The organism is Microcystis sp. 0824, from assembly GCF_003112475.1.
GTDB classification, from domain to species: Bacteria; Cyanobacteriota; Cyanobacteriia; order Cyanobacteriales; family Microcystaceae; genus Microcystis; species Microcystis aeruginosa_C.
Genome location: NZ_BDSM01000004.1, coordinates 56,603 through 72,160, shown reverse-complemented (window position 1 = coordinate 72,160; position 15,558 = coordinate 56,603). Strand labels below are relative to the sequence as shown.

The following is a 15,558-nucleotide window of genomic DNA, read 5'->3' as shown; positions in this document are numbered from 1 at the left end:
GGGGTCACACTCTTGGGTTCAGGCTTAGGAATAGCGCAAAAAACCGAATAAGGTATAGTAAGATAAAAAAAAATCTTAAGTCCTAGTTCTCGCTTTCTGAGTAACTAAGGGTTTTAAGGAAAGGTGCGAACACCCTACCTAGCCACAGTGTACCAATGTTTAGTCAATCAGAAAAAATTCCCGTTTCGGTGTTGATTCCCGCCAAAAACGAGGAATCTAATCTTCCCGCTTGTTTAGAGAGTGTTGCTAGGGCTGATGAAGTGTTTGTCGTCGATTCCCAAAGTAGCGATCGCTCGATCGAAATATCTACCAACTATGGGGCTAATGTAGTCCAATTTCATTTTAATGGTCGTTGGCCGAAAAAGAAAAACTGGTCCCTCGATAACCTGCCTTTTCGCAATGAATGGGTATTAATCGTCGATTGTGATGAGAGAATCACCCCCGAACTATGGGACGAAATCGCCACCGTGATCCAAGCTCCCAACTATAACGGTTATTATCTCAATCGTCGCGTCTTCTTCCTCGGACAATGGATCCGTTATGGTGGCAAGTATCCCGACTGGAATCTGCGCTTATTTAAACATAAGTCGGGCAGATACGAGAATTTAAACACGGAAGATATCCCCAACACGGGAGATAACGAAGTTCACGAACACGTTATCCTCGATGGCAAAGTGGGATATCTGAAAAATGATATGCTGCACATCGATTTCCGCGATATCTATCATTGGTTAGAAAGACATAATCGTTATTCCAACTGGGAGGCGCGGGTTTATTACAATATTCTCACGGGTAATGACGAAAGCGGCACGATCGGAGCCAACCTGTTCGGTGACGCGGTGCAGAGAAAACGCTTTTTAAAGAAAATTTGGGTAAAACTGCCCTTTAAACCGCTGCTGCGCTTTATTCTCTTTTATTTTATCCGTCTCGGTTTCTTGGATGGCAAAGCTGGTTATATCTACGGTCGTCTTTTGAGTCAGTACGAATACCAAATAGGGGTTAAATTGTACGAATTACGGCAATTTGGCGGTAAATTAAACGTTAATGCCCATGATAATCCCCCGATTAACCCCTCGGAACCTCAACCGGTAGAAATGATTAAATAAGTCCTATGTCCCCAGAAATCCGCACCGATGAGGAAGCATGGCTAGATCTGCGTACCTACGATCAATCGTGGTTTGATCGCGGTCGTTCTAATCCAATTATCCTACTTTGGTGGTTAGTACAGGGGATTCTTTTCCCCCTCAGTTTGCACCAGATGGATAGCTTTCGCTGCGCTGTTTTGCGGCTATTCGGGGCTAAAATCGGCCTTGGGGTGAAAATTCGCCCGACGGTAAGGGTGACTTATCCTTGGAAAGTGGCGATCGGAGATTATACTTGGATCGGCGATGATGTGGTGATTTATAGTTTAGATAACGTTACCATCGGCAGTCATTGTGTGATTTCTCAAAAATGCTATCTTTGCACTGGCAGTCACGATCCAGGCGATCGCTCTTTTGGCTTAAAAACCACTCCCATCCTCATCGGTAATGGTACATGGATCGCGGCCGATTGTTTTTTGGCTCCGGGGGTAAAAATTGGCTCTAATGTCGTTATCGGGGCAAGAAGCAGCGTATTTGCCGATATTCCCGCTCAAAAGGTCGCTTGGGGCAGTCCCTGTCGTCCTCAATACGATAGAAATATGAATTCTTAATTGATCCAGAGGGTTCTTGACCCCAGAATCCTGAATCCTGACTCCCAACCAACCAGTACAGCCGATCGGGCTTTTAAAGATAATTCGCCCTATTCCCTAGGATCAAAATCTGGCGGCGTCCCCAGCTTGCGAATGGTCACTTTAACATCCATAGAGCGGCGGCTTTGGTTATACTTCCCCCATTCTCTACATAATCAATTACTTTTTTTCTCAAGTCTAGGCCCTAAGACATTTTTCTGTATGGGTTGCTCGTTTCTCCTTATTTTACCCTATTTTTTACTTGTATCATACTTATTTGAAATGACTATAGACCCGGATTTTTTCGATAACTCACCAAATGGGGGAATTCTTTCCCCCAGTTAGGTAGCACTTGCTTGAGGTAAAATTCCTTGAAGGTTTTGTATCCTGATCCCTGAAAGGCGATCACTATAGTCATTACCTGACTGAGACGCAGACGAGATGAACAGGGCTTTTGTTGGTTATCTGAGGGCAATTTCTTCTGATAATCGCTATTTCTGGCGAGATCTAATGTTGGTCATGGCTGAGATGGTCTTTGTTATTAGCATTCTGAAGTTTACCTCTCAGCCTCTTCTTTGGCTAGTTTTACCCGGTCAAACTCACGTTGATGAGCCTTTCTCTGTCAACTCTTAAGGCTGATGCGTTTCATTTTTGAATTGGCGAACAAACACTGAATCATGGATGGAAATCAGGAATAAATTGGGTCTTTTTCCAGCAATCCTAGCAATTTTTGCATTTTAATCCAAGCCCTTCTCATTTGCCAGAATTTACTTTTTTCCATGGCGGCTATTTTACTGTCAGCTTCTCGATAATCCAATTGGGTTTTTTGCAATTCTTGTTGCAATTCTTGTTCATGAATTTCTAATTGTTTAATTCGTTCTCTAGCCTGTTCCAACTGAGCGAATATATCGACTTTTAAGGTGACTAAAGCGGCAAAAATGGCTTGGATATTTTGGGAGTAAAGTTGGGGATGATTATAGAAAAGCTGCGTATAGGAATAAATATAGTGTTCTGCGGTCATTGAGCGACTCATAGAATCAGCTTTTTGTCGATAGAAAAATAACACTTCTGGGATACGATAGACTTCTCGACCTAATTCGATCAGAGATAACCAAAAATCGTGATCTTCCCAACCATAAATTAAATTAGTATTATAGCCCCCCACAGTTTCCCAGTCGGATTTCCGAAACAAACCGGAGCAAAATATCATATTATCTACTAATATATCTGGAAATTTATACTCAGGCAGCGGCCAAATTCCTTGTCTATCCCCAAAATACTCCGCTTCGCAATAAACTATCCCTAATTGCTCATTACTTTCTAGCAAAGTAACCGCTTTTTCTAGATAAGAATCGGCAATTTTATCATCGGCATCAAGGGGAAGAATATAGGTTCCTTGCGCTTGGGCAATTCCTAGATTTCTCGCTGTGGCAACCCCTTGATTTTCTGTGCGGATGATCCGGGTTTTTGGCTGTTGATAATCTTGTAAAATCTCGATGGTTTCCGGTTCTGTGGAGCCATCATCGATGACAAGGATTTCAAAGCTTTGGTATTTTTGTACTAAAACAGATATGATCGCATCATCAAGATAGCGACCTTGATTATAGCAAGGAATAATTACGGAAACTTGAGGAGCATGACTCATTGGGGCAATTCTCTCCTACTCGATCAAAAACTAGGTTATCAATAGCTTATCCCAAAAGTTCCCCTTTCTCGTTTTTCTACGTCAAGGAAGTGTTGATATCCCCACTAGCAATTTCGGGATAGTAGGACATATTCTGGATAAATCCTTAAATTATTCTGATGGTTGGACAAAATCACCCAATTGGGTGATCCCCGTGAGGGAAGCATCTCTTTTTAATAGAGGATAAGTTATTCAATAATCAGATTATCGTTACAAATGATCCTTAATCATGGAAGCTCATCAACAAAAACAACTCCGCACTTTCCTCTTGGAAAAATTAGCCATTTCCCCGCGTTCCTTCGATATGGCTGTGCGTCTCTGTGAAGCATCGGTGGGTTCTTTGCCGATGGTTTTATGGCAGTACGGTTTAATCGATTTGTCGCAATTGAATCAAGTTTTTGACTGGATGGAAACGGTATAATCAGTTTTCAAGAATAGGACATTAATTATCATTTTTATTAAGAGAGCAGCAATCTACTGCAATTTATTTAATTTTATACGCCTAGACTAAGTTCCGTTAAAGTTTACCATACTAGCGAACCTAACCTTTTCTGGGACTAATTAAACAGGCAACCATCCGCTATTTCCCCCGTTTTAATTTGAGATCGATCTGGTATAAAATACTAAATTTCTCGCCTTGCTCGCCTTTTGGCTTGTCATGACAGTAAGGTAGAAACAAACTTAATATGGCATAGGTTCTTGAGTTAGGCATCGACTATATGGAACTCTTTCAGGGCCGGATAGAAGTTGAGATTTTCGTGACTGGGACGACTGAGTTTAATCAGGGCAAAACGTTGGGATGGTTGCAATTTTTGCCATTGTTCTAAGCTAATTTCAATCTGTAATTCTCTAGCTTTTTCTAGGACTGTATCAGGAATCTGGCTATCATCTAGCCAAGCAGGATGGGTATCTATTGCTAGTTCTACTGCGGGATTGCCAGTTTTTTCCGTGATTAACTTTTGCAGAAAATCTCGATAGATTTTGGCTTCTGCTGCCGTCGTACAAGCCATATTAACTAATACCCTTCTTTCTGGTTGAGTTAACTGCATCCAATGGGATAATTTTAATTTAACTCCACAGGTATCTAGTTTCATTCTCACGGTCATTGGTATGCAACGTAAGGAGTCAACAAATTCGGATTCAAAGTCAAAAAAGGTATTCATATTATTGCATTGGTTGACTGAGGATAAATCCATAATACAGCACTGGGGTATAATTGCTGGGTAAAAATGTTATTTTGATTAAATAAAATTGGCTCGATATTTATGACTAGAGACGAGAATTTCCTCTAGTTCCTGCCATTTTTCTCCTGCAATATAGTCAATAATTTGATCAAGATTTTGCCGATAATTGGTCAAGGATATCAATAAAGCTTGACGATTGTATTTAGCCATCATTAAACCTAATTCGGGATTACCGCCACCGACGCGACTGGTATCGCGAAAACCAGAACTAGCTAAATTTTCCGCTAATTCGCGAATATTCAGGTCATGTTCTTTCGCACAAGCTTGGATTAAACTGGTACTAATCATTACTGGCAGATGGGAAATCCAAGCCACGGCTCGATCGTGTTCTTCGGGGGAGGAATAATAAATTTGACAGCCTAATTTTTGTACTATTTCGGTTAAGATTTCCACGGCAAAATTAGAAGTAGATTCAAGGGGAGTAATCACATAAGGGGTATTGACAAATAAACCCGATTGTGCCGCATTAATTCCCTGTTCGGTTTTCCCAGCCATAGGATGACTACCGACAAAATTTGGACATAATTGACTACAATTGTCCACAATTGCCCCTTTAACCGATCCCACATCGGTGACAATGGCTTGGGGTTTTAAATAGGGAGTTAATTTTTCCAAAGTTGGCACAATTAAATGTATGGGAGTACAGATAAAGATTAAATCAGCAGTAGCCAATAATTCTAAACTGGTACTAGATTCATCTACCACCCCTTTTTGTACAGCGATATCACAGGTGGATTGTTGACGAGAAACTCCCAAAACCTTATAACCTTGCGCTCGGAAATCTAACCCCAAGGAACCACCGATTAAACCCAGTCCAATAATCCCAATATTCATTAGTTTTACTCAAAGATAATTTCGTCTTCCACTCGCCAAGCAGGATCAACAATGCACAAAAAAATTAAGGTTTCCTCCCCACAATTATGAATATATTGTTTAGCTAGAGGAGGTATATAAATGGTGGCACCGACAGTCACTAATTGCACTTCCTCATCGATGTGCATTTCCCCTTGTCCTTGCAAAATATAATAAACTTCCGCCGTTTTTAAAGCGTGGGGAGTAGAAGTTTCCCCCACATCTACCTGGGCGTGGGCTAAACTATAACGTAGATTTAAGGGCTGTTTATCGGGATGCAATAACTCGCGCAATCGGGTATGATCACCAGCGATGAATTCCTCGCATTCGAGCAGTTTTCTGATTAACATAGTAAAATTAAACCTCGAAGATTGTTTTTATTTTATCATTGAGTCAAAAGCTAAAGACTAATAGCCGTTATCATAGAAATATTCAGCATCGCCAGAATTAACGAATGACTTGGTTAGAACATAGTGTACAGGTAGAAGTGGACGCGCCGATCGATCTGGTTTGGGAACTCTGGTCAGATTTAGAACAAATGCCCCACTGGATGAAATGGATCGAATCGGTGAAAATTCTCGAGGAGGATCCGGAACTTTCCCGTTGGAAGTTAGCCAGTGGTGGTCTAGAATTTACTTGGTTGTCACGGATAATGAAAATTGTCCCCCATCAGATGATTCAATGGGAATCCGTGGACGGGTTGCCTAACCGCGGGGCGATTCGTTTTTATGACCGTCATGGTAAGAGTATTGTGCGACTGACAGCAGCCTATGCTATACCCGGTTGGTTAGGAAAATTGATGGATAATCTTTTCCTCGGTCGAGTGGTGGAATCGACCCTGCAAGCTGATTTAGAGCGTTTTCGCCTTTATGCGCTCAATATTGTCAATAATACGCCGCCAAGGTGAGGTAATCATCGGCAGTAAGCTGTTGACTATCTAAATTACTCGTTAAGAGTCCATGGGAGCAGGGAGAGGGTAGTGAGCATTTGTACTAAAATCAATACCAGGTTTAAAGGCAGTATAGCTTATTGCTGACTACCGACGACTGGCTCCCCAAAAGGAAAACTTCGTACCTCACCATTAAGATAATTGCTATAAGATTTAAGGGACTGTTTAGCAATAAACTGGTTACACTCCCTCAACAAAATTTTTTTTAGACAGATACTGCACACAATCGGGAACCCTGTGTTAAACCGCCTGGATAAGATGATGTCACTCTCAAAGCCTTTCACTATATAATCTAATGGTCATACAATCGGTCAGTTTAACAGTTAAGGACTATAAGTCTAACATTCCCGTGGCCATCTTGTGTGGTGGCAAAGGAACCCGACTGCGGGAAGAAACCGAGTTTCGACCTAAACCGATGATTGCCATCGGAAATAGGCCAATTATTTGGCATATCATGAAAACTTATGCCCACTATGGCTTAACTGACTTTATGCTCTGTCTAGGGTATAAAGGGGAAATAATCCGGGACTATTTCTTTAACTATGATTGGAATCAAAGTAATGTCCTCTTAGAGTTAGGCAATAAAAAAGTGACCAAACTCGATAGTGGACACCAGGAGGAAGACTGGCGTATTTGGTTAATTGATACGGGACAGGAAACCATGACGGGAGGCCGTCTTAAACGTCTCACCTCTTATATAGATCAAAGCAGAAGCGAGATTTTTCTGGCCACCTATGGGGATGGTGTTTGTGATGTGAATATTGCGGATCTGTTGGATTTCCATTACTCCCATGGTAAATTAGCCACCTTGACGGCGGTTCGTCCTCCTTCTCGCTTTGGTGAGTTAGTGATGGAGAATAATCTAGTCAGTCAATTCCAAGAAAAGCCGCAAACATCTGAAGGATGGATTAATGGCGGCTATTTTGTCTTAAATCGCCAGGTTTTGGATTTAATTGAGGGAGATGCGACGGTTTTTGAGGCACAGCCCCTAAGAACCCTGGCCGCTTTGGGAGAACTCGCCGTCTATAGGCATGATGGGTTTTGGCAGTGCATGGATACTTACCGAGAAATGGAAGTACTCAATCACCTTTATGACACTGGACAAGCTAGATGGAAAATATGGTAAAGGAAGCATTTTGGCGGGGCAAAAAGGTCTTTATTACTGGTCATACTGGCTTTAAGGGGTCTTGGCTGGCGTTTTGGTTACTCCATCTAGGAGCAGAGGTAAAAGGCCTCAGTTTAGCTCCCAATACCACCCCCGCCTTATTCGACCAATTAGACTTAGCTCAAAACCTGAGTCATCATATAGGAGATATTCGAGAGGCTGAGTTAGTGGCTCGTTTAATCGCTTCATGGCAACCGGATGTAGTCTTTCATTTAGCGGCACAACCCTTCGTGCGGCTTGCTTATCTGGAGTCGGTGGAAACATGGAACACAAATGTTATGGGGACTATTCACGTTTTAGGGGCCCTGAAAAGCCTGACTAATCCCTGTGCCGCCGTGTTTATTACTAGCGATAAGTGCTATGAGAATCGGGAATGGGTCTATGGTTATCGGGAAAATGACCCCCTAGGGGGTTATGATCCCTATAGTTCTAGTAAGGCGGGGGCGGAATTAGCGATCGCATCTTGGCGAAATTCCTTCTTTAAAACCCCTCAAACCCCCATCGGTATTGCCAGTGCCAGGGCAGGAAATGTCATCGGTGGCGGAGATTGGTCCCTAGATCGGATTGTACCCGATGCCATGCGGGCCTTGATGAAGTCGGAAGCGATTCCGGTGCGTAACCCTCTAGCGACTCGCCCTTGGCAGCACGTTTTAGATCCTTTAGGGGGCTATTTACGGTTAGCTGAGTCGATTTATGAGCAGTTGACGACGGCTAATTGGCAGCAAGACAGCCGGGGGTTATATGGGGCGTTTAATTTCGGTCCGTCTCTGACTTCTAATCGTCCAGTTAAAGAGTTAGTTGAGTCTATCCTACAACTTTGGCCGGGGACTTGGCTCGATCAAAGTGATCCGAATGCTGTTCATGAGGCCAAATTGCTTAATCTAGTTACAGATAAGGCTTTCCATACCCTAAAATGGCAACCCGTCTGGGATTTTCGGCAAACCCTCAAGGAAACGGTGACATGGTATTATCAAGCGGCCCAAATGGACTCTGAAGATAAAGCACAATTGCAAGACCTTACTCGCCAACAAATCGAATATTATCAAAGTTGTCTTACAACTGGGAAAACCTAGAGCTTATCTTGGGACAATGTGGGTATTGCTTACTCAGAATCCGGCTCTTCTCGACTTTGTGTGATAATTTTTGCTTATGGAATCGTGAAATGCTTATCGGGCAACACTTTTAGGACTATTTTGTTGAAGAAACTATCAGTATAGACCTCGTTTCCACACAGAAATCAGAAGAGCCAGAATCCTTTAATTTATACATGAACATCGCAAATTTATGAAAGCTAAAATTCACCTAAAAAATCACTGCCGAATCTGTCAATCAGAGAATTTAAAGAAAATTCTCACCTTGCCTCAAATGCCATTTACGGATGAATTTATCCTTCAAGAAGAATTAGGCAGAGAATTTAAAGCCGATATTCCTATCCATCTTTGTTTAGATTGTTATACAGTTCAAACTCAACATGATGTTGATGTAACTGACTACTATGAAGACTATCAATACTCAGTAGGAACATCAAAAACAGCCAGTAAATTTATGGAAACTTTAGCCAAGTCCTTAATTGATAAATACTTTATCGAGGACAAAATTAAAGTTTTAGAAATTGGCTCGGGAGATGGAGGGCAATTAATTCCTTTTCAAGCAATGGGGGGTAAAGTTCTCGGTTATGAACCTTCCTCGTATTTGACTAAAATTGCTGAAGATCAAGGGATCAAAACCATTCAAGGATTGTTTAACGAATCATCTATTGAAAAACTGCCTGAAGATTTTAAGAAAGTCGATATTGTGCTGTTATCCTATACCTTCGATCATCTGCCAGATCCCGTCAACTTTCTGGAGACTGTTTTGGAAATACTTAATCCTGAAAAGGGAATTTTAGTAGTAGAAGTTCACGATTTAGAAAAAATTTTTGACCGACGAGAGTATTGTTTATTTGAACATGAACACTCAATTTATTTAACTTCCTCAACTGCTCAATCGTTAATGGAAAGAATGGGCTATGTAATTATTGATTTTAATATTGTTCCTGAGTCAATCCGCCGGGCAAATTCTCTACTTTTTGTTGCTACTCCCAAAGGCTCTATTTTCGCTAATCAAGCTTTACCCAAGGTAAAACTTGATAACTTTGAGGAGCTTAATTTTTATGAAACTCAAGTCCAAAGAATCTATCAAGGGATTCAGAATCTAGATGATTATTTAGAGAAAAATAGCCAAAAAGGAAAAAAAATAGCTGGCTATGGTGCTGGTGGTCGTGGTGTGATGACTCTAGCAGCTATGAATAAGGCTCATTACTTAGAGTATTTAGTGGATAAAAAACCGAAAGGGCAGGGAATTTACTGCCCCAAATCGGAAGTTCCTGTCTTTGGTATTGAAAAACTGCAAGAATCACCCGTTGACGATATAATTGTCTTTAGTTTCGGTTATCTAAAAGAGATTCAAGAGGATTTACAAAAATTTGGCTATTCATCGGAGCAACTTCACTCGATGCTTGATGTCTTAGAAGGGAGGGAAATGTAATGGGACAATCTTCTCAAGAAAAAGTTATCATCCTAACTGGAGCATCAGGATTTGTTGGGGCTGCTGTACTCAAACAAATCCTCAAAGATGGCAATCTTCCCCTAGTATTACAACGACCTTCTTCCAATCCGTTTCGACTCAAAGATTTAGAAGGGTATCCTACTTTTGTTTATCAAAGTCTAACGGATGAGCAATTAATTGAAAAAATAAAGGATTATCAGCCACAGATTCTGATTAATCTCGCTTGGCGAGGAGTGGCAGGAAAAGATCGCAATGAATTACATCAAATTCAAAATAATCTTCCCTTAACTTTACAGAGTGTTGAATTAGCTAAATCAGTCGGGTGTTCACAATGGATTGGCATCGGCTCTCAAGCCGAATATGGGAATCCTAACCGTCAAGTGGATGAACAATTTCCTACCTATCCCACCACCCTTTACGGGAAAGCTAAATTAGCAGCCTGTTGGGCAGCCCTAGGATTATGTCAAGCTTATAATATTCAAGGTTCTTGGATTCGTCTTTTTGATCCCTATGGACCTGGGGATGACTCCTACTGGTTAATTCCCTATTTGATCCGAGAAATCGCCTCGGGCAATAGCCCTAAATTGACAAAGTGTGAGCAATTATGGGATTATCTGTATGTTGAGGATGCCGCTAAAGCTATCTTAAGTGTAGCTTATACTCAAGCAACTGGGATATTTAACCTTGGCTCGGGCGTAGCTATACCTTTGAAAGAAGTTGTAGAAACCCTTAAAAATTGTGTCAATCCCACTATTCAACCCGAATATGGTGCGGTTCCCTATCGTCCAGATCAGGTGATGCACTTACAGGCGGATATTACCCGCATCAAAACCTTGACGGGATGGGGGCCTAAAATTACTATTGAGCAAGGATTGCTAGAAACAGTTAAAGGGATATTAAAACAATTAAATAAAAGCAAATAAATTCAGAAAATTAAGTAATCTTGCAGCAATTAGCCGATTATTAATCTAAAATATATCCATCAAGAAAAAACTAATTTTATGATTGAAAAATGTAGACTATGCTACTCAAACAATTTGGAAAAATGCTTGTATCTGCCCCATTCATCGCCCAATATCTCTAAATTGCTCAAAAAAACGGAACTAAATCAGGATAAACCCATTGATGTCCATGTTTATAATTGTAAACAATGTGGCTTTGTGCAAATTGCTGACATTTTAGAATCTAGTTATTATGATGATTATCTGATGACTATAAGTCACTCACCACAAATGAGAACTTATCAGCTTTCTCAAGCATCAAACTTTGTCCAGAAGTATAACTTAGTCGGAAAGCGTCTAGTAGAAATAGGGTGTGGAGATGGTAATTATCTAGGATATTTGCGGGATTTAGGCACAGTTTCACTAGGTATTGAACCTTCAGCCTCTTTTCGAGATTTGGCGATATCAAAAGGATTAAAAGTATTTTCGGGATATGTGAGTTGTGATCACTTAATTCCCGAATCGCCTTATGACGCTTTCGTGACCCGTCAAGTTTTAGAACACATACCGGACATCCATCAATTTCTACAAGGCATTCGCTTATCCATGAGAGAAAATGCGGTGGGATTGGTTGAGGTTCCTAGCTTAGAGCAAGCTATAGAAAACAGCCGCTTTTATGACTTTTTTCCAGATCATCTCAACTACTTTTCCCAAAGAACCCTGCGATATGCACTCTTAAGCAACGGTTTTTCGGTTTTAGACCTGAGACGAGGGATGAATGGAGAATATCTTGAAGCCATTGTCAAAGTCGATCCTCAACCGAGTTTTCAGGCTCTACAGGAATCTGTGGAGACTTTGACTCGGGATATTGCTTGTCTATTAACTCAAGCTCGAAGTCAAGGGAAACGAGTAGCCATTTGGGGGTCTGGTGCTAAGGGAATTACTACTCTTGCCGTTGCTAGAGTTAGCGGAATTGAGTATGTTATAGATTCTGACCCTTACAAACAAGGTCTATTTACCCCTGTTAGTCACCTGCCTGTGGTTAGTCCAGAAGAATTAAGGAAAAATCCCGTTGATATAGTCATTATCACAGCAATGGCTTATCGGGATGAAATTATCAACCAACTTCGGAACAATTTAAAATTTACAGGGGCCATCTCTTTCTTGGGAAAAGGATTACAATTTTGGGTCGATAGCGATACTGTTGTTGATTCTTAGGGTTCTCCCGGAATTTCAGACCCCTTATATTTTCTACTTTGTCAAAGAGCAATGATTCAAGCAAACACAATCAAACAATTAGCTCAATCAATCCGTCTTCAGGCTTTACGGATGGTTCATCGAGCTAATGCCTCTCACATTGGCAGTTGTTTAAGCATGGCTGATTTATTAGCCGTACTCTATGGCAAAATTCTCCGAGTTGATCCGACTAACCCAAATTGGCTAGACCGCGATCGATTTATTCTCAGTAAAGGTCATAGTGCGGCTATTCTCTACGCGGTACTGGCTGAACGGGGATTTTTTCCCCTAGAATGGCTAGAAACCTATTGTCAAGATGGTTCTAAGTTAACCGGTCATATCAGTCATTATCTACCCGGAATAGAAGCCTCTACCGGGTCTTTAGGTCATGGTTTACCTATCGGTTGTGGTATAGCTTTAGCTGGTAAACGTGAAGATAAACCCTACCGAGTATTTGTTCTAGTTAGTGATGGGGAAATAGACGAAGGCTCAAACTGGGAATCAATTTTATTTGCGCCTCAGCATCAACTCGATAACCTAGTTGTTATTGTGGACTATAACAAGATTCAGAGTTTTGGCACGGTCCAAGAAGTGCTTGACCTTGAACCCTTAACAGCTAAATTCCAGGCATTTCGTTGGTCAGTGCGAGAAATTGACGGTCATAATTTCCAGCAGATTGAAGACGCTTTCAATAGTGTTCCTTTTGAAAAGGGCAAACCTAGCTGTATTATCGCCCATACTGTTAAGGGAAAAGGAGTCAGTTTTATGGAAAATCAACTGGCTTGGCATTACAAGTCACCTAATATAGAACAATTAGCCCAAGCGATCGCCGAAATTGAGGAGAGATTATGAGAACAGCATTTATAGACACTCTTTGTGAAATGGCCGCACAGGAACCGAGAATTTGGCTTCTGTGTGCTGATTTAGGCTATTCAGTTTTGGAAAGATTTGCTGACCGCTTTCCCGATCGATATGTCAACGTGGGAGTAGCCGAACAAAATATGATGGGAATTGCGGCTGGACTAGCGATGAGTGGCAAAATTGTCTTTACTTACTCTATTGTCAATTTTCCTGTTATGCGATGTTTTGAACAGATTCGCAATGATGTCTGTTGTCACAATCTCAATGTTAACATCGTTGCTGTTGGTGGCGGACTGAGTTATGGTTCTCTGGGTTATACCCATCATGGCATAGAAGATTTAGCGGTGATGAGAGTCTTACCTAATATGACGGTTATCGCTCCGGGGGATCCTCTAGAAGCTAAGTTAGCGACTCAAGCTATTGTTAACCTATCTAGTCCCTGTTATTTAAGATTAGGGAAAGCCGGTGAGCCTCAAGTTCACCCCAGGGAGCCTCAGTTTGAAATTGGTAAGGCAATCGAGTTACAGTCGGGGACAGATTTGACCTTAATCAGTATAGGGGGAATGCTAGATTTAACCGTTAAAGCGGCTGAAAAACTGACGATGCAGGGTTATTCTATTGAAGTTTTGAGTATGCCGACTCTCTACCCTCTAGATGAACAATCTGTCTTACAATCTGCCGAAAAGACTAAAAAGATAATCACCCTAGAAGAACATGGAATTGGCGGTTTAGGAAGTGCAGTTGCAGAAGTTCTGGCACAGTCCGGCGAATCGGTGAAATTTAAACCTTTAAGGTTAAAAAGAGAAGCCGTTAAAACCGCTGGTAGTCAAACGGTTTTACGTTCCCAACAAGGACTTGATTTGGATGGCATTGTGCAATCGGCTCTGGCCATGCTACAAAGAGTGTATTAGCCATTTTACAGGTGAGGAGAAGGTCAAGACCAATGTAATCACTAATTGTCAAAATAAACTTGAAAAATGTATCTGTTCAAAAAAAGCAAATCTGTTAGATTTTTGTTAGTGGGGGTAGTTAATACCTTATTTGGTTATGGGGTGTTTGCCTTGCTGTTTCGTCTAGGATTAGATGAGCGCTATTCCTTACTTATCGCTACTATTTGCGGGGTATTATTCAACTTTAAAACTATCGGAGCTATCGTTTTTAAAGACCAAAATAATCGACTAATCGCTCGCTTTATTGGTGTTTATTTAGTGATTTATTTATTAAACGCTGAATCCTTACGAATTGTCAAGATGCTAGGAATTAATATGTTAGTGGCACAAGCTGTCTTGGTATTGCCTCTAGCAATTGTTTCCTATTTTTTAAATAAAACCTTTGTTTTTAGAGGAAATAGACCATGAAAAAAATTAGTGTAGTGACCCCTTGCTACAATGAGGAGGGGAATATTGAAGAACTCTATCCTCAAACTAAAGCAGTGCTTGATTCTTTATATGGTTATGATTGGGAACATATTTTTATTGATAATGATTCAACGGATAACACGGTAAAAATTCTCAGGGAAATTACCGAAAAAGATCCGCAGGTTAAAATCATTGTTAACGCGAGAAATTTCGGCGCAGTTCGTTCTACTTATTACGGACTTTTACAAGCTTATGGGGATGCGGTTATTTTACTCTATGCTGATTTACAAGATCCCCCCTCTCTCATTGATGATTTTGTCCGGGAGTGGGAAAAGGGTTATAAAGTGGTGAAAGGAATTAAGACTTCTAGCGAAGAAAGTTCTTTGTTTTATCTGATTAGAACCTTATATTACTTTTTTATTGGTAAGGTGGCAGAAGTTAAACTAACGGGGCATTTTACTGGGTTTGGATTGTATGATCAGGAAGTGATTCAAATTTTAAGAAAACTGGATGATCCTTATCCTTATCTGCGGGGAATTATTTCCGAATTGGGGATAAAAAGCGCAGAAGTTCATTATCGACAAAAGCAACGTCAAAGAGGCATTAGTAGCCAAAATATCTATAGATTGTATGATTATGCTATGCTAGGCATTACCAGCCATTCTAAAGTGCCTCTAAGATTAGCGACTATTTTAGGGTTTTTTATGGCAATACTCACTTTTATGGTGGGAATGGGTTATTTAATCGCTAAACTTATTTTTTGGAATAGTTTTCCTCTGGGGACTGCACCCCTAACAGTAGGGCTGTTTTTTATATCTTCGGTGCAACTATTTTTCATCGGTATTATTGGGGAATATATCGGATTAATGCACATGAGAATTTTAAAAAGGCCTTTAGTTGTCGAACGTGAAAGAATCAACTTTGAGTGAGTGACTGTATTTGTTATACTAACTTAATCTTGGAGGACAAATAGTAATGGTTAGAATGCAAGTTTCCTGAGAGTCTTTAAT

Annotated in this window: 18 protein-coding genes and 1 pseudogene; 14 read left to right on the top strand and 5 right to left on the bottom strand. The window is 40.8% G+C overall.

Annotated elements, in window-relative coordinates; genetic code table 11:
• Positions 1-155 precede the first annotated feature (155 nt).
• Positions 156-1,106, top strand: a complete 951-nt coding sequence (locus tag N0824_RS01755; protein ID WP_108935466.1) for a glycosyltransferase family 2 protein — start codon at positions 156-158, stop codon at positions 1,104-1,106.
• 5 nt (positions 1,107-1,111) lie between these two features.
• Complete coding sequence (gene hpsU / locus N0824_RS01750; protein ID WP_108935465.1) at positions 1,112-1,693, top strand: hormogonium polysaccharide biosynthesis acetyltransferase HpsU; 582 nt, start codon at positions 1,112-1,114, stop codon at positions 1,691-1,693.
• Between the two features lie 148 nt (positions 1,694-1,841).
• Here the strand turns inward: hpsU and N0824_RS01745 are convergent.
• Positions 1,842-1,907: pseudogene (locus N0824_RS01745) on the bottom strand (hypothetical protein); the annotation flags it as partial.
• A gap of 245 nt (positions 1,908-2,152) precedes the next feature.
• On the opposite strand from N0824_RS01745, the gene N0824_RS20455 reads away from it, so the two are divergent.
• Positions 2,153-2,344 carry a hypothetical protein gene (locus N0824_RS20455; RefSeq protein WP_146184255.1) on the top strand — a complete coding sequence of 64 codons (192 nt, stop codon included), beginning with the start codon at positions 2,153-2,155 and terminating at the stop codon, positions 2,342-2,344.
• Positions 2,345-2,399: 55 nt separating this feature from the next.
• On the opposite strand, the gene N0824_RS01735 is transcribed toward N0824_RS20455, so the two are convergent.
• The gene (locus tag N0824_RS01735) at positions 2,400-3,356 is read right to left on the bottom strand and encodes a glycosyltransferase (RefSeq protein WP_108935464.1); all 957 of its coding nucleotides are present in this window, start codon (positions 3,354-3,356) and stop codon (positions 2,400-2,402) included.
• A gap of 268 nt (positions 3,357-3,624) precedes the next feature.
• Here N0824_RS01735 and N0824_RS01730 point away from each other — a divergent pair, with 268 nt between their 5' ends.
• The gene (locus N0824_RS01730; RefSeq protein WP_002758191.1) at positions 3,625-3,816 is read left to right on the top strand and encodes a DUF2949 domain-containing protein; all 192 of its coding nucleotides are present in this window, start codon (positions 3,625-3,627) and stop codon (positions 3,814-3,816) included.
• A gap of 283 nt (positions 3,817-4,099) precedes the next feature.
• On the opposite strand, the gene N0824_RS01725 is transcribed toward N0824_RS01730, so the two are convergent.
• The 3 genes from N0824_RS01725 to N0824_RS01715 form a co-directional block, all read right to left on the bottom strand.
• Complete coding sequence (locus N0824_RS01725) at positions 4,100-4,558, bottom strand: nitrate reductase associated protein (protein WP_108935463.1); 459 nt, start codon at positions 4,556-4,558, stop codon at positions 4,100-4,102.
• 78 nt (positions 4,559-4,636) lie between these two features.
• Positions 4,637-5,473, bottom strand: a complete 837-nt coding sequence (locus N0824_RS01720; protein WP_108935462.1) for a prephenate/arogenate dehydrogenase — start codon at positions 5,471-5,473, stop codon at positions 4,637-4,639.
• Between the two features lie 5 nt (positions 5,474-5,478).
• Positions 5,479-5,841 (bottom strand): cupin domain-containing protein, encoded by a 363-nt coding sequence (locus N0824_RS01715; RefSeq protein WP_108935461.1) that lies wholly within the window; start codon positions 5,839-5,841, stop codon positions 5,479-5,481.
• 104 nt (positions 5,842-5,945) lie between these two features.
• On the opposite strand from N0824_RS01715, the gene N0824_RS01710 reads away from it, so the two are divergent.
• The 10 genes from N0824_RS01710 to N0824_RS01660 all read left to right on the top strand — a co-directional run bounded on the left by N0824_RS01710 (position 5,946) and on the right by N0824_RS01660 (position 15,477).
• Positions 5,946-6,398 carry an SRPBCC family protein gene (locus N0824_RS01710; RefSeq protein ID WP_108935460.1) on the top strand — a complete coding sequence of 151 codons (453 nt, stop codon included), beginning with the start codon at positions 5,946-5,948 and terminating at the stop codon, positions 6,396-6,398.
• Positions 6,399-6,735: 337 nt separating this feature from the next.
• Positions 6,736-7,566, top strand: coding sequence for a glucose-1-phosphate cytidylyltransferase (gene rfbF / locus N0824_RS01700; RefSeq protein ID WP_108935458.1), 831 nt, complete (start codon positions 6,736-6,738; stop codon positions 7,564-7,566).
• A complete protein-coding gene (rfbG, locus tag N0824_RS01695) occupies positions 7,551-8,678 on the top strand; it encodes a CDP-glucose 4,6-dehydratase (protein WP_108935457.1) in 1,128 nt (375 codons plus the stop codon). The genes rfbF and rfbG overlap by 16 nt, the downstream gene beginning before the upstream one ends.
• A 211-nt stretch (positions 8,679-8,889) precedes the next feature.
• Positions 8,890-10,131 (top strand): class I SAM-dependent methyltransferase, encoded by a 1,242-nt coding sequence (locus N0824_RS01690; protein ID WP_108935456.1) that lies wholly within the window; start codon positions 8,890-8,892, stop codon positions 10,129-10,131.
• On the top strand, positions 10,131-11,075 hold the full coding sequence (locus N0824_RS01685) for an NAD(P)-dependent oxidoreductase (protein ID WP_108935455.1): 945 nt from the start codon (positions 10,131-10,133) through the stop codon (positions 11,073-11,075). The genes N0824_RS01690 and N0824_RS01685 overlap by 1 nt, the downstream gene beginning before the upstream one ends.
• 78 nt (positions 11,076-11,153) lie before the next feature.
• Complete coding sequence (locus tag N0824_RS01680; RefSeq protein WP_108935454.1) at positions 11,154-12,311, top strand: class I SAM-dependent methyltransferase; 1,158 nt, start codon at positions 11,154-11,156, stop codon at positions 12,309-12,311.
• A gap of 51 nt (positions 12,312-12,362) precedes the next feature.
• Positions 12,363-13,181, top strand: a complete 819-nt coding sequence (locus N0824_RS01675) for a transketolase (RefSeq protein WP_108935453.1) — start codon at positions 12,363-12,365, stop codon at positions 13,179-13,181.
• A complete protein-coding gene (locus tag N0824_RS01670) occupies positions 13,178-14,101 on the top strand; it encodes a transketolase family protein (protein WP_108935452.1) in 924 nt (307 codons plus the stop codon). Before N0824_RS01675 ends, N0824_RS01670 begins: the two co-directional genes overlap by 4 nt.
• Before the next feature lie 66 nt (positions 14,102-14,167).
• Complete coding sequence (locus N0824_RS01665) at positions 14,168-14,548, top strand: GtrA family protein (RefSeq protein ID WP_108935451.1); 381 nt, start codon at positions 14,168-14,170, stop codon at positions 14,546-14,548.
• Positions 14,545-15,477 carry a glycosyltransferase family 2 protein gene (locus N0824_RS01660; RefSeq protein WP_108935450.1) on the top strand — a complete coding sequence of 311 codons (933 nt, stop codon included), beginning with the start codon at positions 14,545-14,547 and terminating at the stop codon, positions 15,475-15,477. The genes N0824_RS01665 and N0824_RS01660 overlap by 4 nt, the downstream gene beginning before the upstream one ends.
• The last annotated feature ends 81 nt before the right edge of the window (positions 15,478-15,558 follow it).